General features: G+C 72.3%; 23 protein-coding genes and 1 pseudogene. 20 read left to right on the top strand and 4 right to left on the bottom strand.

Annotated elements, in window-relative coordinates; translation table 11 throughout:
- The 10 genes and pseudogenes from ABWK99_RS02845 to whiG all read left to right on the top strand — a co-directional run.
- Positions 1 to 194 (top strand): annotated as a pseudogene (locus ABWK99_RS02845) (hypothetical protein); the annotation flags it as partial.
- Positions 195 to 393: 199 nt separating this feature from the next.
- On the top strand, positions 394 to 753 hold the full coding sequence (gene rplS / locus ABWK99_RS02840; protein ID WP_372593181.1) for a 50S ribosomal protein L19: 360 nt from the start codon (positions 394 to 396) through the stop codon (positions 751 to 753).
- A 142-nt stretch (positions 754 to 895) separates the two neighbouring features.
- A complete protein-coding gene (gene lepB, locus ABWK99_RS02835; RefSeq protein ID WP_372593180.1) occupies positions 896 to 1,624 on the top strand; it encodes a signal peptidase I in 729 nt (242 codons plus the stop codon).
- A gap of 26 nt (positions 1,625 to 1,650) precedes the next feature.
- Positions 1,651 to 2,397 carry a ribonuclease HII gene (locus tag ABWK99_RS02830; protein ID WP_372593179.1) on the top strand — a complete coding sequence of 249 codons (747 nt, stop codon included), beginning with the start codon at positions 1,651 to 1,653 and terminating at the stop codon, positions 2,395 to 2,397.
- Positions 2,398 to 2,404: 7 nt separating this feature from the next.
- Positions 2,405 to 2,728 carry a DUF2469 domain-containing protein gene (locus tag ABWK99_RS02825; protein WP_372593178.1) on the top strand — a complete coding sequence of 108 codons (324 nt, stop codon included), beginning with the start codon at positions 2,405 to 2,407 and terminating at the stop codon, positions 2,726 to 2,728.
- Positions 2,729 to 2,895: 167 nt separating this feature from the next.
- Positions 2,896 to 3,252: a YraN family protein gene (locus tag ABWK99_RS02820; RefSeq protein ID WP_372593177.1), complete on the top strand. Its 357-nt coding sequence runs from the start codon at positions 2,896 to 2,898 to the stop codon at positions 3,250 to 3,252.
- Positions 3,249 to 4,769, top strand: a complete 1,521-nt coding sequence (locus tag ABWK99_RS02815; protein ID WP_372593176.1) for a YifB family Mg chelatase-like AAA ATPase — start codon at positions 3,249 to 3,251, stop codon at positions 4,767 to 4,769. The genes ABWK99_RS02820 and ABWK99_RS02815 overlap by 4 nt, the downstream gene beginning before the upstream one ends.
- The gene (dprA, locus tag ABWK99_RS02810) at positions 4,766 to 5,989 is read left to right on the top strand and encodes a DNA-processing protein DprA (RefSeq protein ID WP_372593175.1); all 1,224 of its coding nucleotides are present in this window, start codon (positions 4,766 to 4,768) and stop codon (positions 5,987 to 5,989) included. The genes ABWK99_RS02815 and dprA overlap by 4 nt, the downstream gene beginning before the upstream one ends.
- 113 nt (positions 5,990 to 6,102) lie before the next feature.
- Entirely contained in the window at positions 6,103 to 7,014 is a 912-nt protein-coding gene (locus ABWK99_RS02805) for a tyrosine recombinase XerC (protein WP_372593174.1), read from the top strand.
- A 197-nt stretch (positions 7,015 to 7,211) separates the two neighbouring features.
- On the top strand, positions 7,212 to 8,135 hold the full coding sequence (gene whiG / locus ABWK99_RS02800) for an RNA polymerase sigma factor WhiG (protein ID WP_372593173.1): 924 nt from the start codon (positions 7,212 to 7,214) through the stop codon (positions 8,133 to 8,135).
- Here the strand turns inward: whiG and ABWK99_RS02795 are convergent.
- On the bottom strand, positions 8,053 to 8,655 hold the full coding sequence (locus tag ABWK99_RS02795; RefSeq protein WP_372593172.1) for a murein hydrolase activator EnvC: 603 nt from the start codon (positions 8,653 to 8,655) through the stop codon (positions 8,053 to 8,055). The genes whiG and ABWK99_RS02795 overlap by 83 nt on opposite strands.
- 346 nt (positions 8,656 to 9,001) lie before the next feature.
- On the opposite strand from ABWK99_RS02795, the gene rpsB reads away from it, so the two are divergent.
- From rpsB to dxr, 8 genes are all read left to right on the top strand, one after another.
- Positions 9,002 to 9,970 (top strand): 30S ribosomal protein S2, encoded by a 969-nt coding sequence (gene rpsB, locus ABWK99_RS02790; protein ID WP_372593171.1) that lies wholly within the window; start codon positions 9,002 to 9,004, stop codon positions 9,968 to 9,970.
- A 38-nt stretch (positions 9,971 to 10,008) separates the two neighbouring features.
- Complete coding sequence (gene tsf, locus ABWK99_RS02785) at positions 10,009 to 10,848, top strand: translation elongation factor Ts (RefSeq protein WP_372593170.1); 840 nt, start codon at positions 10,009 to 10,011, stop codon at positions 10,846 to 10,848.
- Between the two features lie 84 nt (positions 10,849 to 10,932).
- Positions 10,933 to 11,688, top strand: coding sequence for a UMP kinase (pyrH, locus tag ABWK99_RS02780; protein WP_372593169.1), 756 nt, complete (start codon positions 10,933 to 10,935; stop codon positions 11,686 to 11,688).
- A 31-nt stretch (positions 11,689 to 11,719) separates the two neighbouring features.
- Positions 11,720 to 12,277: a ribosome recycling factor gene (gene frr / locus ABWK99_RS02775; protein ID WP_372593168.1), complete on the top strand. Its 558-nt coding sequence runs from the start codon at positions 11,720 to 11,722 to the stop codon at positions 12,275 to 12,277.
- Positions 12,277 to 13,134, top strand: a complete 858-nt coding sequence (locus ABWK99_RS02770) for a phosphatidate cytidylyltransferase (protein ID WP_372593167.1) — start codon at positions 12,277 to 12,279, stop codon at positions 13,132 to 13,134. Before frr ends, ABWK99_RS02770 begins: the two co-directional genes overlap by 1 nt.
- A 1-nt stretch (position 13,135) precedes the next feature.
- Positions 13,136 to 14,257 carry a 23S rRNA (adenine(2503)-C(2))-methyltransferase RlmN gene (gene rlmN / locus ABWK99_RS02765; RefSeq protein ID WP_372593166.1) on the top strand — a complete coding sequence of 374 codons (1,122 nt, stop codon included), beginning with the start codon at positions 13,136 to 13,138 and terminating at the stop codon, positions 14,255 to 14,257.
- Positions 14,257 to 14,808: a DivIVA domain-containing protein gene (locus tag ABWK99_RS02760; protein WP_372593165.1), complete on the top strand. Its 552-nt coding sequence runs from the start codon at positions 14,257 to 14,259 to the stop codon at positions 14,806 to 14,808. The genes rlmN and ABWK99_RS02760 overlap by 1 nt, the downstream gene beginning before the upstream one ends.
- Before the next feature lie 124 nt (positions 14,809 to 14,932).
- Positions 14,933 to 16,138, top strand: a complete 1,206-nt coding sequence (gene dxr / locus ABWK99_RS02755; RefSeq protein ID WP_372593164.1) for a 1-deoxy-D-xylulose-5-phosphate reductoisomerase — start codon at positions 14,933 to 14,935, stop codon at positions 16,136 to 16,138.
- 111 nt (positions 16,139 to 16,249) lie between these two features.
- On the opposite strand, the gene ABWK99_RS02750 is transcribed toward dxr, so the two are convergent.
- Genes ABWK99_RS02750 through ABWK99_RS02740 form a run of 3 tightly spaced genes read right to left on the bottom strand, consistent with a single transcriptional unit; the run spans position 16,250 to position 19,466 of the window.
- The gene (locus tag ABWK99_RS02750) at positions 16,250 to 17,602 is read right to left on the bottom strand and encodes an NAD(P)/FAD-dependent oxidoreductase (RefSeq protein ID WP_372593163.1); all 1,353 of its coding nucleotides are present in this window, start codon (positions 17,600 to 17,602) and stop codon (positions 16,250 to 16,252) included.
- Positions 17,599 to 18,996: an aspartate aminotransferase family protein gene (locus ABWK99_RS02745; RefSeq protein ID WP_372593162.1), complete on the bottom strand. Its 1,398-nt coding sequence runs from the start codon at positions 18,994 to 18,996 to the stop codon at positions 17,599 to 17,601. The genes ABWK99_RS02750 and ABWK99_RS02745 overlap by 4 nt, the downstream gene beginning before the upstream one ends.
- A complete protein-coding gene (locus ABWK99_RS02740) occupies positions 18,993 to 19,466 on the bottom strand; it encodes an Lrp/AsnC family transcriptional regulator (RefSeq protein ID WP_372593161.1) in 474 nt (157 codons plus the stop codon). The genes ABWK99_RS02745 and ABWK99_RS02740 overlap by 4 nt, the downstream gene beginning before the upstream one ends.
- A 217-nt stretch (positions 19,467 to 19,683) precedes the next feature.
- On the opposite strand from ABWK99_RS02740, the gene ABWK99_RS02735 reads away from it, so the two are divergent.
- Both ABWK99_RS02735 and ABWK99_RS02730 read left to right on the top strand, forming a co-directional pair.
- Positions 19,684 to 21,111, top strand: a complete 1,428-nt coding sequence (locus ABWK99_RS02735) for an aminobutyraldehyde dehydrogenase (RefSeq protein WP_372593160.1) — start codon at positions 19,684 to 19,686, stop codon at positions 21,109 to 21,111.
- Positions 21,112 to 21,262: 151 nt separating this feature from the next.
- Positions 21,263 to 22,180 (top strand): extracellular solute-binding protein (locus tag ABWK99_RS02730; protein WP_372593159.1); only part of this gene is annotated, 918 nt, incomplete at its 3' end.

Here is a 22,180-nt window from a genome sequence, read left to right as displayed (position 1 = left end):
GGCTCGAGGTCCCCGAGGTGCTGCTCTCCGGGCACCACGCGAGGATCGCGCGCTGGCGCCGTGACCAGGCGCTGACCCGTACCGCGCTCCGTCGCCCCGATCTCGTGGCGGTGCTCGACGCCGACGCGTTGGACCGCCGCGACCGCGAGGTGCTGGACGCGATATCAGTCGCCGAGGAGCACGAGGCCGAGTAGGAGCCGAGCGCCGGCCGGTCCCTCGCGTCGTGACCGGTGCCCGGACTGTGGCAGACTGGTCGGTCGGTGTGCATCGGCTGCGTCTCTGCCACAGGGGAGACGACCTAGCCACACGAGGCACCCGACCTCATGACCAACCGGCGGCCGTCCGCGGCCCGCCCGATACTGCCGTGACCTGTGTGCAGGGCAAAGGAGAGATATGCACATCCTCGATTCCGTCGACGCGGCCTCGCTGCGCGACGACGTCCCCGACTTCCGCCCCGGCGACACCCTCAAGGTGAACGTCAAGGTCGTCGAGGGAACCCGCTCCCGTGTCCAGGCCTTCCAGGGCGTCGTGATCCGTCGCTCCGGTGGCGGCATCCGCGAGACCTTCACCGTCCGGAAGATCAGCTTCGGCGTCGGCGTCGAGCGCACCTTCCCGGTGCACTCCCCGTCGCTCGAGTCGATCGAGGTCATCACCCGCGGTGACGTCCGCCGCGCCAAGCTCTACTACCTGCGCAAGCTGCGGGGCAAGAAGGCGAAGATCAAGGAGAAGCGCGAGACCCCGGCCGCTCGCTGAGCGAGCCGCTCCCGGACTCCAGCCGCACGGGCGGTCACCCCACGGGGTGGCCGCCCGTCGGCGTGCCCGGGCAGCGAGCCACCGGGATCCCCGGGCGCGGAACGCTGCCGGGCTCCCGGCGTCGGCGTGGCAGAGTGTGCGCGTGACCTCCCCGCACCGCCACGCCGCGCCCCAGCACTCCGCGGCTCGCACGGGAGGCGGCTGGGGAGCCGTGCTGCGCGAGACGGGGATCATCCTCGTCAGCGCGATCGTGCTCTCGCTGGTCATCAAGACCTTCTTCGCGCAGGCGTTCTACATCCCCAGCGGGTCGATGGAGAACACGCTGCTCGTGGGCGACCGGGTCATGGTCACCAAGCTCGCCCCTGGTCCCCTCTCGGTGAACCGCGGGGACATCGTCGTCTTCAAGGACCCGGGTGGCTGGCTCGATCCCGTGACGCCTGCTCCGCAGACCCCCGCGCAGCAGGTGATCTCGTCGACGCTCACGTTCATCGGGCTGCTCCCGCAGGACTCGGGCGAGCACCTGATCAAGCGGGTGATCGGGGTGGCGGGCGATCACGTCGAGTGCTGCGACGAGCAGGGTCGCCTCATGATCAACGGCGTCTCCGTCGACGAGCCGTACATCGCCGAGGGCTCGGTGCCGAGCCAGGTCGAGTTCGACGTCGTCGTCCCCGAGGGCTCGGTGTGGGTCATGGGGGACAACCGCGGGAACTCCGAGGACTCGCGCTTCCACCAGGGCAACCCGGGCGGGGGGAGCGTGCCGGTGGACGACATCGTCGGGGTCGCCTTCGTGACGGTGTGGCCGGCGGATCGCCTGGGCCTGCTGCGCAACCCCGGCACCACCTTCGAGGCCGTGCCCTCCGCCGGGTCGTGAGCACCCTGCGTCGCCCTGACCTGAGAGTGGAGAGATCCCTCCTGCGGGAGGGGGCTCGGGTCGTGGTCGGGATGGACGAGGTCGGCCGCGGGGCACTTGCGGGTCCGGTCAGTGTCGGCGCGGTCGCCGTGGACCTGAGCACAGGGGCGTGCCCGCCGGGGGTCGCCGACTCCAAGCTGCTCCGGCCGGCCGCCCGTGAGGCGCTCCTCCCGTCCCTCGCGCGCTGGGGGCTGGCACGGGCCGTCGGTCATGCCTCGGCCGCGGAGATCGACGAGCACGGGATCGTCGGCGCGCTCCGCCTCGCCGGTGGCCGGGCCATGGCCGCCCTGGAGATCGAGGTCGACGTCGTCCTTCTCGACGGATCGCACGACTGGTTGAGCGCGCCGCGCCGCCCCGCGCGGCCGATGACGCTCCTGGACCTCCTCGACGACGACAGCGCTCCGCACGGGCCCGCGTCGGCAGCCGAGACGGTGCCCGAGGTCAGGACGATGGTCCGCGCCGACCAGCGCTGCTCCTCGGTCGCGGCGGCGAGCATCCTGGCCAAGTGCGAGCGCGACGCGCTGATGGTCGCGCACGACGCGGCGTTCCCGGCCTTCGGCTGGGCGGGGACCAAGGGCTACGGGGCGCCCGACCACCTCGCCGCGCTCGCGGTCCACGGCCCGAGCGTCCTGCACCGGGTGAGCTGGCGGCTGCCGGGGTGCGAGCCGGGAGTCGCGGTGGGACCTGCCGGGTCCGGAGGCGACGCGCGATCCGCTCCTCCCGATGGTCCATGATGGTCCGGTGAGCGCTGAGGACCTGGAGAACTACGAGACCGAGATGGAGCTCGCGCTCTACCGCGAGTACCGGGACGTGGTGAACCTGTTCGCCTACGTCGTGGAGACCGAGCGGCGCTTCTACCTCGCCAACCAGGTGGACCTGCAGGTGCGCTCGGCGGCAGGGGAGGTCTACTTCGAGCTCACGCTCGCCGACGCCTGGGTGTGGGACGTGTACCGCTCGGCGCGCTTCGTGCGGGCCGTCCGGGTCGTGACCTTCAAGGACGTCAACGTCGAGGAGCTCGCCAAGGCGGACCTGGACGTCCCGGACGGTGGCACCTTCCGCCGGTGACGCGGTCGGTCGCGCGCCGACGGGCGCCGTCCTGGACCTGACCCCCGCCCGGGCGCACTGACCTGCTCCCGCCCACAGGGCCGGCCCCGGCACCTGTCCACAGATGTCCCGGTCCCGGAGGGACCCTCGGCCGGGTCTGCCGGACGGTGGTCGGCGGAGGTGGTCCCATGAGGGCGAAGGACGCAGTGGGCAGGTACGGCGAGGACGTCGCCGCGGCACACCTGAGCGCTGCGGGCTGGCAGCTCCTGGACCGCAACTGGCGCGGCACCCGCGGCGAGCTCGACATCCTCGCGCTCGACGGGCGCGTCCTGGTGGCCGTGGAGGTCAAGACGCGTTCGGGGGAAGGCTTCGGCCACCCGGCCGAGGCCGTGACCCCGCTCAAGCTCGCCAGGATCCGGCGGCTGACCGGTGAGTGGCTGGCGACGCACGACCTCCGTCCGTCCGGGGTGCGGATCGACGTGATCGCGGTGCGGACCGCTCGTGCGGGCTCGGCGAGCGTCGAGCACCTGGTGGGCGTCTCGTGAGCGGTCTGGGGCGCACCAAGGGGGTCGCCCTGCTCGGAGCGAGCGGGCATCTCATCGAGGTCGAGGCGCACCTGGCGGCCTCCGTCCCCAGCTTCGCGCTGGTCGGGCTGCCGGACGCCTCCCTCGCGGAGGCACGGGACCGGGTGCGCGCCGCGATCCACTCGACGGGGATCGCCTGGCCGCAGCGGAGGATCACGGTCAACCTCTCCCCGGCGAGCCTGCCGAAGTCCGGGTCCGGCTTCGACCTCGCGATCGCCGTCGCCACCCTTGCGGGCGCCGGTGTCGTCAGCCCGGCGGCTGCCGCCCCGGTGGTCCACCTCGGAGAGCTCGGCCTGGACGGTCGCCTGCACCCGGTGCGCGGCGTGCTGCCGGCCGTGCTGGCGGCTGCGGAGGCCGGATGCGAGCGGGTCGTGGTCCCGTCGGCGAACGCGACCGAGGCCCAGCTGATCCCCGGGGTCGAGGTGCTCGGGGCGACCTGCCTCGCCGAGGTGCTCGCTGCGTACGGGGCCGACGTCGAGATCCCCGTGGTGCCAGAGGTCCCCGTCCCGGCCCGTACGGGACCCGCCCCCGTGGCGGACCTGGCCGAGGTGCTCGGCCAGCGGACCGCGCGCTGGGCCTTGGAGGTCGCAGCCGCGGGAGGGCACCACCTGTTCCTCGTCGGTCCGCCGGGCACGGGCAAGACGATGCTCGCCTCCCGTCTGCCCTCCCTGCTTCCGGACCTGAGCGATGCGGACGCGGTGGAGGTCACCGCCATCCACTCGATCGCCGGGACCTTCGACCCCGGGCGGGGACTGGTGCGACGGCCACCGTTCGAGGACCCGCACCACACCGCCACGCCCGCTTCCGTCGTCGGCGGCGGGTCGGGCATGCCGAGGCCCGGCGCAGCCTCCCGGGCCCACCGGGGCGTGCTGTTCATGGACGAGGCCCCGGAGTTCTCCTCCGCCGTGCTGCAGACCCTGAGGCAGCCTCTCGAGCGCGGCGAGCTGGTCCTGCATCGCGCGGCGGGTGCCGCGCGCTACCCGGCCCGGTTCCAGCTCGTGATGGCCGCCAACCCGTGCCCGTGCGGGCGAGGCTGGGGCAAGGGGCTCGAGTGCACCTGCACGCCGCTGGCCCGTCGCCGGTACTTCTCCCGCATCTCCGGGCCGCTGCTCGACCGGGTCGACCTCCAGGTCGAGGTCCTTCCCCCGACGCGGACGGACCGGGCGGGGGGTGCGGGGGAGTCGAGCGGGGTGGTGGCCGCTCGCGTCGCCGAGGCGCGGTCCCGCGCGGCCGCGCGGTGGGCGGGGACCCCCTGGCGCACGAACGCCGAGGTCCCGGGGGCGAGCCTTCGTGCGCTGGGCGTACCCGGGCAGGCGGAGATCGAGCGCGCGCTGGACCGCGGGCTGCTCAGTCTGCGGGGCGCCGACCGGGTGCTGCGCGTCGCCTGGACCCTCGCGGACCTCGCCGGCTCGGCGGCCCCGACCCGGGACCAGGTCGGCCAGGCCCTTGCGCTGCGCACCCGGACGGCCGGGGCATGAGCGCGATCCGGGGGACGGGCGGGGACCTCGCAGCGCGGGACCGAGTCGCGCGGGCGGGCTGGAGCCGCGTCGCCGAACCGGGCGATCCCGTCGCCGCCGCCGTGATCGACGCGCTGGGGGCGGTCGAGGCGTGGGAGTGGCTGCAGGAGGCTGCCCGGTGCGAGGGCTCCCTCCTCGTGCCTGTCTCCGGGCTCTCGACCGGTGCGTCGGCGCGGTTGGCCCGCTCGGTGGGCGGCTGGTCCACCCGGCTGGGATCGGCCGACCCGCACCGAGACCTGGCGCACCTCGAGGCTCTCGGAGGGACCCTCCTGGTCCCGGGTGACGAGCGGTGGCCGGAGGCCCTCGGTGACCTCGGGCCGGCGGCACCCTGGTGCCTGTGGGTCGTCGGTGGCCACGACCTCCGCACCATGACCTCGACGGCGGTCTCCGTCATCGGGGCGCGCGCGGCGAGCGGCTACGGGGAGCACGTGACGGCGCAGCTGGCCGGCGGTCTCGCCGATGCGGGACGCACGGTCGTCTCGGGCGGCGCGTTCGGGATCGACGCCGCAGCGCACCGGGCGGCGCTCGCCTCGCAGGGGTGCACGGTCGCGGTCCTCGCCGGAGGTCTCGACCGCCCGTACCCGGTCGGCAACGCCCGTCTCCTGTCCGCCGTCGCGCAGGCCGGGGCTCTCGTCTCGGAGGTCCCGCCCGGTTCGGCTCCGACGAGGTCGCGCTTCCTGCTGCGCAACCGGCTCATCGCCGCCCTCTCGCGGGCCACGGTCGTCGTGGAGGCGGCCTGGCGCTCGGGGGCGTTGAGCACGGCGGGGCACGCGGCCGCGCTGCTCCGCCCCGTCGGAGCGGTCCCCGGGCCGGTCACCGCTGCGACCTCTGCCGGGTGCCACCGCCTGCTCCGCGACGGGCGTGCGGTCTGCGTCACGGACGTGGCGGAGGTGCTCGAGCTCGTGGGCCCGCTCGAGGTGACCTCCGGCCCCGAGGACCTCGTCCTGCTCGATGGCGAGGCGCGTCGGGTCCTGGATGCCCTCCCGGTGCGTCACGGCTGCACCCCCGCGTACCTGACACGCCCGGCGGGCCTCGCGCTGCCCGAGGTCCTTGCCTGTCTCGGTACGCTCGAGAGCACCGGTCACGCCCGCCAGGACGGTGGGCGCTGGTCGCGGACGAGGCGAGGAACGGGGGCGCATGACGATGAGCTCGTCCCACGCGCCTCGGAGCCGTCTCCCTGAGGACGTGCGTGACTTCACCCTGCCGTGCCTTGTGACCTGGGCTGTGACAGGGCACGGTAGTCAGCGTGCGAGCAACGGGCGCGGAGGCGCGGGCGACGACGGCGGCGCCGGTCATGCCTGAGCGCACCACGGCGGACGAGGCGCTCGGGCGGTTCGTCATGCACCTGACCGCGGCCCGCGGTCTCTCGCCGCACACGGTTCGTGCGTACACGGGCGACGTCCGTCACCTGCTCGCCTTCGCCCGCCGACGTGGCGTGGACTGGGACGAGGTCGACCTGGGTCTCCTGCGCGGCTGGCTCGCGACGATGGTCGGCGCGCGGCTGTCGCGTGCCACGCTCGCCCGGCGGGGCGCCGCGGTGCGTGCCTTCTACGGGTGGGCCACGACCGAGGGACTCCTCGCGAGCGACCCGGCGGTCCGGCTCGTCACCGCCCAGCCCGGGACCACCCTCCCGACCGCTCTCGGTCTGGGGCATGCGCGGCTGCTGGTCGAGACCGCACGCGAGAACGCGCGGGCCGGCGATCCGCTCGCCCTGCGCGACTGGGCAGCGGTCGAGCTCCTGTACGCGACGGGGGTCCGGGTCGCCGAGCTCGTCGGCCTCGACGTGGACGACGTCGACCTGGGTACTCGCCTCGCCCGGGTGCTGGGCAAGGGGTCGAAGGAGAGGGTCGTCCCGTTCGGCGGACCGGCCGCCGACGCCGTCGACTCCTGGTTGCGGGCGGGGCGGCCCGTGCTGGCGACATCCGCCTCGGGTCCAGCGCTCCTCCTCGGGAGTCGCGGGGCGCGGGTCGATCAGCGTCAGATCCGGGCTGCCGTGCATCGAGCGGCGGCACAGGCCGGCGTCGAGGACCTCGCGCCGCACGGTCTGCGGCACACCGCGGCCACGCACCTCGTCGCGGGCGGGTCGGATCTGCGCAGCGTCCAGGAGATCCTCGGTCACGCCAGCCTGGCGACGACCCAGCGGTACACCCACGTCACGGCCGACCGCTTGCGCTCGGCCTACCTCCAAGCCCATCCCCGAGCCTGACAGGAACCACGATGTCGACCGAGGCCAGCCCTGGCCCTCCCGTGGAGCCACCCCTGCGGGGAGCGGCCGCCGAGGCGTGGGCGCGTCCTGGCCGATCGGCCGAGCGGGATGGCCCGTCGGGTACTCGTCATTCCTCCGCGCCACACCGGGACGAGACCGATCCGGACGCCGAGCGCGACATCTGGGACGATCGGCCCATGCGCCACGAGACCTCGACGGGGGAGGGGCCCGAGATGGACCCCACCTCGCCATTGGACGTGCTCGACGGCGAGGTCGCGGACGAGGACGTCGACCTCGACGCCGAGGTCGTCCCCGAAGCCGTCCTCGCTGACGGGAGCGTCTTCGCCGCGGTGACCGTCCCGGAGGTGCGCCCCTTGTGGATCGCCTTCAAGGAGTCGGGTGACCGCGCGGCGAGGGAGGCGCTGATCCTGCACTACGCGCCGCTGGTGAACATGGTCGCCGGCCGGGTCGGAGCCGGGCTGCCGTCATCGGTCGAGCAGTCGGACCTCGTCTCCTACGGGATGTTCGGACTGATCGACGCGATCGAGAAGTTCGAGCTCGATCGCGCGGTGAAGTTCGAGACCTACGCGAGCTCACGGATCCGCGGCGCGATCATCGACGAGCTCCGTGCGATCGACTGGGTCCCGCGTTCGGTCAGGACCAAGGCCCGTGCGGTCGACCGCGCCTTCTCCGAGCTCGAGGGCGAACTGCGCCGTCCGCCCACCGAGCAGGAGGTCGCCACCCGGTTGTCGATGCCGGTCGAGGAGCTGAGGGCGATCTTCACCCAGCTCTCCACGGTGAACGTCGCGGCTCTCGACGAGCTCCTCGGCGCCGGTGGGGAGCGGGGGGACTCGCTCTCCCTCATCGACACGCTGGAGGACCCGGGTGCGGTCGACCCCGCGGGGAACGTGGAGACGCAGGAGACGAAGGTCCTCCTGGCGCGAGCGATCGAACGGCTCGGGGAACGGGACAAGATCGTCCTCGTCCTCTACTACTACGAGAACATGACCCTCGCCGAGATCGGGCGGGTGCTCGGGGTCACCGAGTCACGGATCTCGCAGATGCACACCGCGGCGATGCTCCGGCTGCGCACCTTCCTCCAGGAGGGGGACCGGGCCTGAGCGCCCCGGCGAGCAGTACGACGGGATGGCCGGGGAGCAGGCCCAGGGGGTCGAGGTAGTCCGATCCGCGCCGTACCCCCCAGTGCAGACAGCCGCTGCAGTGCGCGGCCTCGTCGGAGACGTGGCCCAGCGGCGTCCCGGTCTCGACCCGGTCGCCGAGGGCGACGGTCGCCGTCACCGGTTCGAGGCTCGAGCGCAGCCCGTCCTGGTGCTGCACGGTCACCACGCCCCGACCAGCGACGGATCCGACGAAGCTCACCACCCCGCCCCTGGGGGAGGCCACCGGGGCTCCCACCCCCGTGAGCAGGTCCACCCCGCGGTGACCGGGTCCCCAGCGCACGGCAGGGGCGGCGAAGAGACCGGCCACAGGTCCGTCAGCGGGCAGCGCCCACGGGTCGTCGTCCCGCGCGTCGTCGACCGACGTGCGGGGAGACCAGGCGCCGGCCGAGGCAGGCGGGAGGACGAGCGCGGCGAGGGCGAGCGACCCGACCAGGAGGGCGAGGCGGCGAGGAGTGCGCATCGCCCGAGGGTGCCGCCCTCCGGGACACCCCGGGTTCCGGGGTCGGCCCAGCGGTGGACGCAGCCGATCGCACCGCGCTCGGGAGGGCGTCCACGTCGGGTAGGATGATCGCCGCACCCGGTCCGCCGGGTGACATCGCGTGCCTGTCTCCCGCCATCAGCCGGTCCTCCGGCCGGCGGGTGCGTGTCGGCAGCGGTCCGGCCCCTCGGGGTCCGGCGCCGGCCACGCAGGGCACCAGGGGCGTCCGGCCATCCGGTCGGCGCCGACAACCCGGATCCGGGGCGCGCCACGGCGCCGCCCCGCCACTTGCGCGGCCCCCGCTGGGGTCGCGCCGGAAGGACGTGCCATGGCCGTCGTGACCATGCGCCAGCTGCTCGAGAGCGGTGTCCACTTCGGGCACCAGACCCGCCGCTGGAACCCCAAGATGAAGCGCTTCATCTTCACCGAGCGCAACGGCATCTACATCGTCGACCTCCAGCAGTCGCTGGGCTACATCGACCGTGCCTATGAGTTCGTCAAGGAGACCGTCGCCCACGGCGGCACCATCCTCTTCGTCGGAACCAAGAAGCAGGCGCAGGAGCCCGTGGCCGAGCAGGCCGCCCGCGTGGGGATGCCCTACGTCAACCAGCGCTGGCTCGGTGGCATGCTCACCAACTTCCAGACGGTCAACAAGCGGCTCCAGCGCCTCAAGGAGCTCGAGGAGATCGACTTCGACGACGTCGCCGCGAGCGCCTTCACCAAGAAGGAGCTCCTGATCATGCGTCGCGAGCGTGACAAGCTCTCGAAGACGCTCGGTGGGATCCGGGACATGTCCCGCGTGCCGTCCGCGGTGTGGATCGTCGACACCAACAAGGAGCACCTGGCCGTCGACGAGGCGCGCAAGCTCGGCATCCCGGTCGTCGCGATCCTCGACACCAACTGCGACCCGGACATGGTCGACTACCAGATCCCCGGCAACGACGACGCCATCCGCGCCGTCGCGCTGCTGACCCGGGTCATCGCCGACGCCGCCGCGGAGGGCCTCATCGCCCGTCACGCCGGCAAGTCGGGGACCACCGAGGAGGCGGCGGCTGCCGCCGAGCCGCTTGCCGAGTGGGAGCGCGAGCTCCTCGCCGGCGCCGAGACGGCTGCTCCGGCCGCCGAGGTCGTCGCCGAGGCCCCTGCTGCCGAGGCTGTCGAGGCCCCCGCTGCTGAGGCCGTCGAGGCTCCCGTCGCCGAGGCCGTTGCCGAGGCTCCCGTCGCCGAGGCTGCCGCCGAGGTCGTCGAGGCTCCGGTCGCCGAGGCGCCCGCCGCCGAGACCGACCCCGCGGTCTGAGCCCAGGCCACTTCACCGACAGACAAGGGACAGGACTCATGGCGAACTACACCGCCGCTGACATCAAGGCCCTGCGCGAGCGCACGGGCGCCGGGATGCTCGACGTCAAGAAGGCTCTCGACGAGGCAGACGGCAACGCCGAGAAGGCGCTGGAGATCATCCGCGTCAAGGGACTCAAGGGCGTGAGCAAGCGCGAGGGCCGATCGGCCTCCGACGGCCTCGTCGCCGCTCACGTCGCGGACGACGCGGCAGGTCAGACGGGTGTGCTCATCGAGCTCAACTCCGAGACCGACTTCGTGGCGAAGAACACCACCTTCGTCGCCCTCGCGGAGAAGGTCCTCGCGGCTGCTGTCGCCGCCGGCACCGATGACGTCGAGGCAGTTCTCGCGTCGCAGGTCGACGGCCGTTCCGTCGCGGACCTCATCACCGAGTCCGCAGCGACGCTCGGCGAGAAGCTCGTGCTGCGTCGGGTCGCTCGCGTGACGGCTCCGGTCGTCAGCGTCTACCTGCACAAGGTCAACAAGGACCTGCCTCCGCAGGTCGGCGTCCTCGTGGGCACCGACGCCGCGGGCGCCGCAGCCGGCAAGGACGTCGCGATGCACATCGCCGCGTTCTCGCCGACCTACCTGAGCCGTGAGGACGTCCCCGCCGAGACGGTCGCCGACGAGCGCCGCATCGCCGAGGAGACCGCCCGCAACGAGGGCAAGCCCGACGCGGCGATCACCAAGATCGCCGAGGGTCGCCTCAACGGCTTCTTCAAGGAGAACGTCCTGGTCGACCAGGCGTTCGCCAAGGACCCGAAGACGACGGTCGGCAAGGTCGTTGCCGCGACCGGCGGCGCCGTGACCGCGTTCGCGCGGTTCCGCGTCGGAGCCTGATCCCCACGGCGGCGGCCCTGCGGGGCCGCCGCCGGCAGGACCGGTGCGCGGTACGTGCACCGGACGACGAGGCGAGGAGCACCCGTGGAGCAGGTCTCGGTCGGACAGCAGGTCGACGCGTCAGGACGCGTGCGTCGGGTCCTGCTCAAGCTCTCGGGTGAGACCTTCGGCGGCGGCGGTGTCGGTGTCGACACGGTCGTGGTGCGTCGCGTCGCGGCCGAGATCGCGGAGGCCGTCGCCTCAGGGGTCCAGGTCGCGATCGTCGTGGGCGGGGGCAACTTCTTCCGCGGGGCCGAGCTCTCGCAGAACGGCATGGACCGCGCCCGCGCGGACTACATGGGCATGCTCGGCACGGTGATGAACTGCCTCGCCCTGCAGGACTTCCTCGAGCAGTCCGGGGTCAGCACGCGGGTCCAGACGGCGATCGCCATGGGCCAGGTCGCCGAGCCGTACATCCCGCTGCGCGCGATCCGGCACCTCGAGAAGGGCCGCGTGGTCATCTTCGGGGCCGGCGCAGGGATGCCGTTCTTCTCGACCGACACCGTCTGCGTGCAGCGCGCCCTCGAGACCCACTGCGACGAGGTCCTCATGGGCAAGAACGGGGTCGACGGCGTCTACGACGACGACCCCCGCCGCAATCCCGGTGCGAGCAAGTTCGAGCACCTCAGCTACACCCAGGCCCTCGTCGAGGGGCTCGAGGTCATGGACGCGACGGCACTGAGCATGTGCCGGGACAACGACGTCGTGATGCGGGTCTTCGGGATGGGCGACCCGGGAAACGTCACGAAGGCCCTCCTGGGTGAGAAGATCGGAACCCTGCTCACCGCAGACGCGGTGTGAGGGCTCAGCGAAACACGACGAAGGAGCACCGGTGATCGACGAGACCCTCCTCGAGGCCGAGGAGAAGATGGGCAAGGCCGTCGAGGTGGCCAAGGAGGACTTCGCCACCATCCGGACCGGTCGGGCCAACGCCGCGATGTTCACCAAGGTGACGGTGGACTACTACGGCGCCCCCACCCCCCTGCAGCAGCTCGCGTCCTTCACGACCCCCGAGGCGCGCACGATCCTCATCACGCCGTTCGACGTCAGCGCCCTCGGCAACATCGAGCGGTCCCTCCGGGACTCGGACCTCGGCGTGAACCCGAGCAACGACGGCAAGATCATCCGCATCGTGCTCCCGCAGCTGACGGAGGAGCGTCGCCGCGACTACGTGAAGCTCGCCAAGCACAAGGCCGAGGAGGCCCGCGTCTCGCTGCGCAACATCCGCCGCCGCGCGAAGGACATCCTCGACAAGCTCGCGAAGGACGGCGAGGCGGGCGAGGACGAGGTCGGCCGTGCCGAGAAGGAGCTCGAGGTGCTCACCAAGAAGCACGTCGAGATGGTCGACCAGCTCCTTGCTCACAAGGAGAGCGAGCTGCTCGAGGTCTGATGACCGAGTCAGCCGGCACCGAGCTCGCGCCCACGAGCACCCGCGCGGGACGTGACCTGCCGATCGCCATCGGCGTCGGTCTGGGTCTGCTCGCCGTGGTCGGGGCGTCGCTCGCCTTCCGCAAGGAAGCGTTCATCGCCGTCGTCGCGCTGGCGTGCGGCGCGGCCCTGTGGGAGCTCGCGCACGCCGTGCGCCGGCGCGGGATCAGCCTCCCGCTCGTCCCGCTGCTCGTGGGCACCGTCGGCATCCTCGTCTCGGCGTACACCTCCGGCCCCGAGGCGCTCCTCGTCGCCTTCCTGCTCACCGCGGGGGGAGTCGTCGTGTGGCGGGCCCTGGACGGGTCCGGTCCCGAGGCCCTGCGTGACGCGGCCGCCGCGACGTTCGCGACCGCCTACATCCCGTTCATGGGCGGCTTCGTCGTCCTCATGCTCGCCCAGCCGGACGGGGTGGCACGCGTCGCCCTGTTCGTGCTCCTCTCGGTGGCGAGCGACACCGGCGGGTACATCGCCGGGGTCCTGCTCGGACGCCACCCGCTGGCACCGACCGTCAGCCCGAAGAAGAGCTGGGAGGGCCTCGCCGGATCGCTCGTGCTGGCCTGCGCCGTGGGCGCGGTGGGCATCTGGCTCGCCTTCGACGCGCCGTGGCTGGTCGGGATCGGCCTGGGCGTCGCGGCCGTGCTCACCTCGACCCTCGGGGACCTGTCCGAGTCCCTCCTCAAGCGAGACCTCGAGATGAAGGACATGGGGAGCCTGCTGCCGGGCCACGGTGGCGTCCTCGACCGGATCGACTCGCTCCTGCTGACGGCCCCGTTGGCGTACATCGTGCTGCTCCTGGCGGTACCCGGAACGGCTGGATGAGATGACCGACGCACCCCGACCCCTGCAGCTGACGATGGCGGCCCCCCGCCGCGGCAAGCCACCGCGCCACCTGGCGGACCTCACCGCCGACGAGCTCGCTGCCGCGCTCACCGAGCTCGGGGAGCCCGCCTTCCGGGCCAAGCAGCTGTCCACGCACTACTTCGCCCATCACACCGTCGACGCCGATGCGATGACCGACCTCCCGGCCAGGAGCAGGCAGGCGCTGGTGGAGGGTCTCCTGCCGCCATTGCTCACGCCTGTGCGCGAGCTGCTCGCCGACGGCGGCACGACCGTCAAGTCACTGTGGAAGCTGCACGACGGCGTCAAGGTCGAGTCCGTGCTCATGCGGTACCCCGGTCGCGCCACGCTGTGCGTGTCCAGCCAGGCGGGCTGCGGGATGGCCTGCCCGTTCTGCGCCACGGGTCAGCAGGGCCTGACCCGGAACCTCTCGGCGGGGGAGATCGTCGAGCAGGTGCGCCATGCGGCGGCTGCGCTCGAGGCGGGGTCCGTCGCCGGCGGTCCGGGACGGCTCACGAACCTCGTGTTCATGGGCATGGGTGAGCCCCTGGCCAACTACAAGGCCGTGCTCACCGCGGTGCGCCGGTTCATCGACCCGGCGCCGTACGGGTTCGGGGTCTCGGCCCGGAACGTGACGGTGTCCACGGTCGGCCTCGTCCCTGCCATCGACAAGCTCGCGGCGGAGAAGCTCCCCGTCACGCTCGCCCTGTCCCTGCACGCCCCGGACGACGCCCTCCGCTCGGAGATCGTCCCGATCAACACGCGATGGACCGTCGACGAGGCCCTCGACGCCGCCCGCCGCTACTTCGAGGCGACCGGGCGTCGGGTGAGCATCGAGTACGCCCTGATCCGCGACATGAACGACCACGCGTGGCGCGCGGAGCTCCTCGCCCAGAAGCTCCTGGACCGGGGACGTGGCTGGGTGCACGTCAACCCCATCCCGCTCAACCCGACCCCGGGGTCGATCTGGACCGCGAGCGACCCGAAGGTCGAGGCGACCTTCGTCGACCGGCTCCGGGCGGCCGGCATCCCGACGACGGTGCGGGACACCCGGGGCAGCGACATCGACGGCGCCTGCGGGCAGCTCGCGGCAGAGGAGGCATGATGACCACCATGTTCCGGACCACCGGCCGGTTGTCCATGGGCTACGACCCGGGGCAGGTCGACGAGTTCTTCGTCCATGCACGCCGGGTCTACGAGGGCGAGGTGACGGACGCGATCGACGGCCGGACGGTGCGCCGCGCAGCCTTCGACCTGGTGCGTCACGGATACCAGCCGACGGCGGTCGACGCCGCGCTCGACAGGCTGGAGCACGCGTTCGTCTCCCGGGAGCGGACGGCCTTCGTCGCCACGCACGGGCAGCAGGCCTGGCTCGAGCATCTCGCGGAGCGGGCGCGGACCCTGTACGGGCGACTGGCCAGGCCGGACGGCGAGCGGTTCGCACCGGCGCCCCGGCGCAGCCCCGGGTACGACCCGGACGAGGTCGACGAGGTCTGCCGACGGCTCGTCGACTACTTCGACAACGGCCACGCCCTCTCCTCCGCCGAGATCCGGCAGGTCACCTTCACCCGGCGCAAGGGCCACGACGGCTACGCCGAGGGCCCGGTCGACGCCTTCCTCGAGCGAGCCGTCGAGGTGCTGCTCGGGGTCGAGTGACCTGAGGTCCCGGGGCCGCGGCGCGGCACGACGGCCCCACGCTGCCAGGCCCGGACCGTGCGGACTGCTCCCGGTCACCGCCGGCGCGTTGGCTTGAGCCCTCGTGACCCGCAAGACTGCGCGCATGCCTTCGAGCCAGCACACCCCCCGCACCGTCACCCTGCTCGGCTCGACCGGTTCCATCGGGACCCAGGCGCTCGACGTGGTCCGGGCCCATCCCGACCGCTTCACGGTGACCGGCCTGGCCGCGGGTGGTGCCGACCCCGTCGCGATCGCGGGCCAGGTGCTCGAGACGGGAGCAGGGGCGGTCGCGCTGGCGCGGCCAGAGGCCGCAGCACCCGTCGCGGAGGCGATCGAGGCCGGGGCGCGAGCAGCCGGCAGAGCCGTCCCGGACGTGGAGATCCTCACCGGCGCGCAGGCGGCCACGACGCTCGCCTCCCGGGGGAGCGACGTCGTCCTCAACGGCATCACCGGCTCGGTGGGTCTCGGGCCGACGCTGGCCGCCCTCGGTGCCGGCTCGACGCTCGCCCTGGCGAACAAGGAGTCGCTCGTGGTCGGCGGGGACCTGGTGCGGCGGGCGCAGGTGCGCGACGACCAGATCGTCCCGGTGGACTCCGAGCACTCGGCGATCGCCCAGTGCCTGCGCTCGGGCACGCGCCCCGAGGTGGCTCGGCTCGTGCTGACGGCATCGGGAGGGCCCTTCCGGGGCCGGTCGCGGGCCGAGCTCACCGCGGTGACCGCCGAGCAGGCACTCGCCCACCCGACCTGGTCGATGGGTCCGGTCGTCACGATCAACTCCGCGACGATGGTCAACAAGTGCCTCGAGCTCATCGAGGCGCACCTGCTCTTCGACGTCCCTGTCGACCGGATCGCCGTCGTCGTCCACCCGCAGTCGGTCGTACACTCCATGGTCGAGTTCGTCGACGGTTCGACGATCGCCCAGGCGTCGCCGCCGGACATGCGGCTGCCGATCGCGCTCGGGCTCTCCTGGCCGGAGCGGCTCGACCCGGTGGGCACGCCGTGCGACTGGAGCCGAGCGACCTCGTGGACCTTCGAGCCGCTCGACGAGTCGGTCTTCCGTGCCGTCGCGCTCGCTCGCGCAGCGGTGGCGGCGTCGGCCACCCACCCCGCCGTGCTCAACGCCGCGAACGAGGAGTGCGTCGAGGCCTTCCTCGGGGGTCGGATCGGCTTCCTGGAGATCGTCGAGACCGTCGAGCGCGTGCTCGGGGAGCACGAGGGCACCTCTGCTGCCGGGCTCAGCCTCGAGTCGGTGCTCGAGGCCGAGACCTGGGCCCGGGCCCGCGCCCAGGAGGTCCTGCGCGCCGGGTGAGTCCGGTGCCGCACGGTGGGGGCGCGCCGGTCAGGGAGCCCGCAGGTGCAGCTCGGCGCCGGTGAGTGCTCGTCAGTGCCGTCAGTGCCGTCGGTGCCCGATCGGTGCCCGTCAGTGCCCGATCAGGGGTGCCATGAGCCGGGCCGTCAGGCTCTGGCGTCCCGTGAGGCGTTCCTCGGCATCGGCGACCGACATCGCGGTCAGGCCGGCGTTGACCCCCAGCCACCGCAGCGGCTCGGGCTCCCAGCGAGGGGACCGGTGCCCGACCCACGGCAGTCGGGTGAGGGCGGTCGAGCGACCGAGCAGCAGGTCGGTGAGGGTCCGTCCCGCGAGGTTCGTGGTGGAGAGGCCGTCGCCGACGTAGCCGCCCGCCCAGGCCATCCCGGTCGACGGGTCCAGGCCGACCGAGGCGTTCCAGTCCCGGGAGATGCCCAGGGGCCCGCCCCAGCGGTGCGTCACGGCCGCATCCCCGAGAGCGGGGAGGAGCTCGCGCAGGGTGCGTTCGAGGGCGGCGAAGACGCCGGGCTCCTGGTCGAACTCGCTGCGGATCCCCGAGCGCCAGTGGTAGGGAGCGCCGCGGCCCCCGAAGGCGATCCGACCGTCGGCCGTGCGCTGTCCGTAGATGACCAGGTGGCGCTGGTCGGTGAAGGTCTCGGCCTCGCGCAGCCCCACCTGATCCCAGACGTCCTCGCCGAGCGGCTCGGTCGCGATCATCAGGGAGTAGACGGGGACCACGTCCCGACGGCTGCCCGGGAGCTGGGAGGTCCATGCCTCCGTCGCCCGGACGACCTGGCGGGCGCGGACCGTCCCGACGCTCGTGCGGACCCTGCCCGGCTCCAGCGCCGTCGCGCGGCTGTGCTCCAGGAGGCGGACCCCTCGGGCCTCGAGCACGTCCGCGAGCCCGCGGACGAGCCGGGCGGGCTGGACGCGAGCGCAGTCCGGGTCGTGCACGCCGCCGAGCACCCCGTCGGCACCGAGCCTCGCGCGTGCCTCGGCGGGGTCGAGCAGCACCGGACGGTCCCCCCAGGCCCGTGCCTGCGCCACGTGCTCCCTCGACCGCTCGAGCTGGGGCGGGGTGCGCGCCAGCGTCACCGTCCCGCCCACGGCCAGGTCGCAGTCGATGCCCTCCTGCGAGCAGACCTCCGCGACCTCGCCGACCGTCGCCCGCATCGCCGCTCGCTGCGCGAGGGCAGCGTGCGCACCGTGTCGTCTGGCGAGGGCGCTCGCACCCTGCGGGAAGAGCGCGGAGAGCCACCCGCCGTTGCGGCCGCTCGCGCCGAAGCCGATGCGTTCCGCCTCGAGCACGACGATGTCGAGCGAGGGATCGGCACGGGACAGGTAGTACGCGGTCCACAGCCCGGTCAGCCCACCGCCGACGATCGCGACGTCTGCTGTCGTCTGGCCCGTCAACCGTGCCCGGTCCGGGGCCTCGCCGAGCTGGTCCTCCCAGAGGGAGACCGTCACAGGCGTGCCCAGCCCTCCGTGAGGACCGCACGCAGGATCTGCTCCATCTCGGCGAACTCGGCCGGCCCGCAGGTCAGCGGGGGAGCGAGCTGGACGACCGGGTCCCCCCTGTCGTCGGCGCGGCAGTAGAGCCCTGCCGCCAGGAGCGCGGGGGAGAGGAAGTCGCGCAGCAGGTGCTCGCTCTCGGCGTCGTCGAAGGTCTCCCTGGTGGCCTTGTCCTTGACGAGCTCGATCCCGTAGAAGTAGCCGTCCCCGCGCACGTCCCCGACGATCGGCAGGTCGAGCAGCTGCTCGAGCGACCTCCGGAAGAGCGGGGCGTTCGTGCGGACGTGCTCGTTGAGCCGCTCCCGCTCGAAGATGTCCAGGTTCTCCATCGCCACGGCGGCGGAGACCGGGTGACCGCCGAAGGTGTAGCCGTGGTAGAAGGTCGTCGTCCCGTGCTTGAACGGCTCGAAGATCCGGTCCGAGACGAGGCAGGCCCCGATGGGGGAGTAGCCGGAGGTCATGCCCTTGGCGCAGGTGATCATGTCGGGCACGTAGCCGTAGTCGTTGCAGGCGAACATGTCGCCGATCCGGCCGAACGCGCAGATCGTCTCGTCCGAGACGAGCAGGACGTCATGGGCGTCGCAGATCTCCCGGACGCGCTCGAAGTACCCGGGGGGAGGAGGGAAGCACCCGCCGGAGTTCTGCACGGGCTCGAGGAAGACGGCAGCGACGGTGTCGGCGCCCTCGAAGAGGATCGCCTCCTCGATGCGGTCCGCCGCCCAGCGTCCGAAGGCCTTGGGATCGTCGCGCAGCTCCTCGGGGGCCCGGTAGAGGTTGGTGTTGGGCACCTTGTGCGCACCGGGCACGAGGGGCTCGAACGGTGCCTTCATCCCGGGGATCCCGGTGATCGACAGGGCGCCCTGGGGGGTGCCGTGGTACGCGACGGCGCGCGAGATCACCTTGTGCTTGCCCGGCTGCCCCTGGAGCTTCCAGAACTGCTTGGCCAGCTTCCACGCCGTCTCGACGGCCTCGCCGCCGCCGGTGGTGAAGAAGACCCGGTTGAGGTCCCCCGGGGCGTGCGAGGCGAGCCGTTCGGCGAGGTCGATCGCCTGCGGATGGGCGTAGGACCAGAGCGGGAAGAACGCGAGCTCCTTCGCCTGGGCGGCGGCGCGCTCGGCGAGCTCGGTGCGGCCGTGGCCGACCTGGACGGTGAAGAGCCCGGAGAGCCCGTCGATGTACCGCTTGCCGCGGGAGTCCCACACGTGGTGGCCCTCGCCCCGGACGATGATCGGGACCTCGCCCCGCTCCCACGTCGACTGCCGGGTCATATGACCCCACAGGTGGTCCCGTGCAGCCTGCCCCCGCGGCGTACCTGCGGGAGTCGTGCCGGCCTGGTCGGTGGTGCTCATCGGGTTCCCCAGTTGTAGAGCTGCTTGGTGAGCGACAGGTAGACGAACGTCTCAGTGGTCAGGACGCCCGGTTGCGTGCGGATCTGGTCGTTGAGCACGGCCAGCAGGTGGTCGTCGTCCTCGCACACGATCTCGGCGAGCACGTCGAACCCTCCGGCCGTGATGACGACGTAGTCGACCTCCGGCATCGCGGCGAGGGCGTCGGCGAGGACGCGCAGGTTCCCCTCCGCCTTGATCCCGATCATGGCCTGGCGGGTGAAGCCCACCTGGAGCGGGTCGGTCACCGCGACGATCTGCACGACACCCGCCTCGACCAGGCGCTGGACGCGCTGGCGGACAGCGGCCTCGGAGAGGCCGACGGCCTTGCCGATCGTCGCGTAGGCGCGTCGGCCGTCCTCCTGGAGCTGCTCGATGATGGCCTTGGACGTCGCGTCCAAGGTGATGGCGGCGGGCTTGCCGGGCGCTGACATGCGCAGATCGTCCCCCGAGAGTCGACCAGGATGCAAGTGATTTCGTCGTTTGACTTCCCCGGAACTGTTGAATCCGGGGTATCGAGCGACGTCAGGTGCCGATCTCGCTGTTCGACGCGCGAATCGTGCGCTACCGTCGTGGCTCTGAGTCTCGCGATCGCTCCCGAGTCGATCGCGACCGAACGGCCCGTCAGGCACCGTCCCCGTGGAGGTCTCCGTGTCCGCAACCCCTGAGCTCCAGAACATCGTCGGGGGCGTCCCGACGCCGACCGCCGCCGGTCGCCGCAGCGAGGTGATCGACCCGACGACGGGGCAGGCCTACACCACGGCCCCGGTCTCGGAGTCCGCGGATGTCGACGCCGCCGTGGCCGCCGCCGCTGCCGCGTTCCCCGGCTGGCGCGACACCACCCCTGCCGAGCGGCAGCTCGCCATGCTCCGTCTCGCCGACGCCGTCGAGGCGCGTGCCGAGGAGTTCGTCGCGGCCGAGTCGCGCAACACCGGCAAGCCGCTCAGCCTCACCGCCAGCGACGAGGTCCCGCCCTGCGTCGACCAGCTTCGGTTCTTCGCCGGCGCCGCACGCATCCTCGAGGGGGCGAGTGCCGGGGAGTACATGGCCGGTCACACCTCGTGGATCCGGCGGGAGCCCGTCGGGGTCGTCGGCCAGGTCACGCCCTGGAACTACCCCCTGATGATGGGCATCTGGAAGATCGCCCCGGCGATCGCCGCAGGCAACGCCGTGGTGCTCAAGCCTTCGGACACGACCCCCGCATCCTCCGTGCTGCTCGCGGAGGTCGCCGCGGAGATCCTGCCCCCCGGGGTGCTCAACGTCATCTGCGGGGACCGGGAGACCGGCCGAGCGCTCGTCGAGCACCCGACGCCCGCGATGGTCTCGATCACCGGCTCCGTCCGTGCGGGGATGGAGGTCGCCGGCTCCGCCGCGCGCGACGTCAAGCGCGTCCACCTCGAGCTCGGTGGCAAGGCCCCGGTCGTCGTCTTCGCCGACGCCGACCTCGCCGCGGCAGCGGAAGGGATCGCCGCAGCCGGGTACTACAACGCCGGTCAGGACTGCACCGCGGCCACCCGGGTGCTCGTGCACGCCTCCGTGCACGCGGACTTCGTGGCGGCGCTCGCCGAGCAGGCGGCCGGCACCCGCACGGGCCGTCCCGACGAGGACGTGGCCTACGGCCCGGTGAACAACGTCAACCAGCTCGAGCGCGTCACCGGCTTCCTCGACAGGCTCCCCTCGCACGCCCGGGTGCTCGCCGGGGGGAACCGGCAGGGCGATGTCGGCTACTTCCTCGAGGCCACCGTCGTGGACGGTCTGCGGCAGGACGACGAGGCGATCCAGCAGGAGATCTTCGGGCCGGTCATCACGGTGCAGACCTTCACCGACGAGGCCGAGGCGATCGCGATGGCCAACGACGTCCAGTACGGACTGGCGAGCTCGGTGTGGACGAGCGATCACGGCACGGCGCTGCGGATGTCGCGGGCGCTGGACTTCGGCGTGGTGTGGATCAACACCCACATCCCCTTCGTCGCGGAGATGCCGCACGGCGGGTTCAAGCACTCGGGCTACGGCAAGGACCTGTCCATGTACGGCTTCGAGGACTACACCAGGATCAAGCACGTCATGAGTGCCTTCTGAGGTCGACCGTGCCGATGGCCCAATCGGCATGTCATGTTCCGCGCAGGTTTCGATTTCGTTGCCGTATGGCGGATCCGGTACGGATTCGCTTGTCTCTGACCCCTCATGCTGGCACGATCCACGCCAACAGCTCCCCCAACCGGAGGCCATCGTGACCCGTCCTTCCCTTCCCGCAGACCCCACGATCCGCGCACTCGTCCAGGCACAGCGGGGCGTCTCGAGACGCTCGGTGCTCGCGGGTGGCGCAGGCATTGCCGGAATGGGTGCCCTGCTGGCGGCCTGCGGGACCGGGGGGACGTCCAGCCCCGGGACCTCCGGCACCGGGGCGACGGACCTGTCGGACACCGAGAAGGTCGTCGACTGGGCGAACTGGACGCTGTACCTGGACTACGACGACAGCACCAGGACGTACCCCACGCTCGAGGCCTTCACCGCCCAGACGGGGATCACGGTCAACTACGTCGAGGACATCGAGGACAACGACTCGTACTTCGGCAAGGTCCAGGGACAGCTCGCCAACGGCCAGGACATCGGTCAGGACATCGTCACCCTCACCGACTGGATGGCCTCGCGCCTCATCCGCCTCGGGTACACCCAGGAGCTCGACCTGGCGAACATCCCGAACTCCGCGAACCTGCTCCCCGACCTGAAGGACGTCTCCTTCGACCCGGGCCGCAAGCACTCGCTGACCTGGCAGTCCGGCTTCGGCGGGCTCGCCTGGAGCAAGTCGGCCGTCCCCAACGGCCTGCGCACCGTCTCCGACCTGTGGGCCCCCGAGCTCGCCGGCCGGGTCGAGGTCCTCTCGGAGATGCGCGACACCGTCGGCCTGATCATGCTCGACCAGGGCGTCGACGTCTCCAGCGACTCCTGGGGCGACGACGAGTTCGAGGCGGCTCTCGACGTGCTCCGGACGTACATCGAGAACGGACACATCCGCCAGGTCAAGGGCAACTCCTACGCGGAGGACCTCATCAGCGGGGACGCGCTCGCCGTGATCGGGTGGTCCGGGGACATCACCGTCCTCAACTTCGAGAACGGCGACGGCTGGGAGTTCGCCCTTCCCGAGGCC

It is taken from the genome of Actinotalea sp. (genome assembly GCF_041597215.1).
In the GTDB taxonomy this organism is placed as follows: domain Bacteria; phylum Actinomycetota; class Actinomycetes; order Actinomycetales; family Cellulomonadaceae; genus Actinotalea.
This window is presented reverse-complemented; position numbering and strand designations above follow the sequence as displayed.

Bases quoted from the DNA above. Each gene is read 5' to 3' on its own strand.
- rplS (WP_372593181.1), top strand. From the start codon at position 394: ATGCACATCCTCGATTCCGTCGACGCGGCCTCGCTGCGCGACGACGTC.
- ABWK99_RS02820 (WP_372593177.1), top strand. From the start codon at position 2,896: ATGAGGGCGAAGGACGCAGTGGGCAGGTACGGCGAGGACGTCGCCGCG.
- dprA (WP_372593175.1), top strand. From the start codon at position 4,766: ATGAGCGCGATCCGGGGGACGGGCGGGGACCTCGCAGCGCGGGACCGA.
- ABWK99_RS02805 (WP_372593174.1), top strand. From the start codon at position 6,103: ATGCCTGAGCGCACCACGGCGGACGAGGCGCTCGGGCGGTTCGTCATG.
- whiG (WP_372593173.1), top strand. From the start codon at position 7,212: ATGCGCCACGAGACCTCGACGGGGGAGGGGCCCGAGATGGACCCCACC.
- ABWK99_RS02795 (WP_372593172.1), bottom strand. From the start codon at position 8,655: ATGCGCACTCCTCGCCGCCTCGCCCTCCTGGTCGGGTCGCTCGCCCTC.
- rpsB (WP_372593171.1), top strand. From the start codon at position 9,002: ATGGCCGTCGTGACCATGCGCCAGCTGCTCGAGAGCGGTGTCCACTTC.
- tsf (WP_372593170.1), top strand. From the start codon at position 10,009: ATGGCGAACTACACCGCCGCTGACATCAAGGCCCTGCGCGAGCGCACG.
- ABWK99_RS02770 (WP_372593167.1), top strand. From the start codon at position 12,277: ATGACCGAGTCAGCCGGCACCGAGCTCGCGCCCACGAGCACCCGCGCG.
- rlmN (WP_372593166.1), top strand. From the start codon at position 13,136: ATGACCGACGCACCCCGACCCCTGCAGCTGACGATGGCGGCCCCCCGC.
- ABWK99_RS02760 (WP_372593165.1), top strand. From the start codon at position 14,257: ATGACCACCATGTTCCGGACCACCGGCCGGTTGTCCATGGGCTACGAC.
- dxr (WP_372593164.1), top strand. From the start codon at position 14,933: ATGCCTTCGAGCCAGCACACCCCCCGCACCGTCACCCTGCTCGGCTCG.
- ABWK99_RS02745 (WP_372593162.1), bottom strand. From the start codon at position 18,996: ATGAGCACCACCGACCAGGCCGGCACGACTCCCGCAGGTACGCCGCGG.
- ABWK99_RS02740 (WP_372593161.1), bottom strand. From the start codon at position 19,466: ATGTCAGCGCCCGGCAAGCCCGCCGCCATCACCTTGGACGCGACGTCC.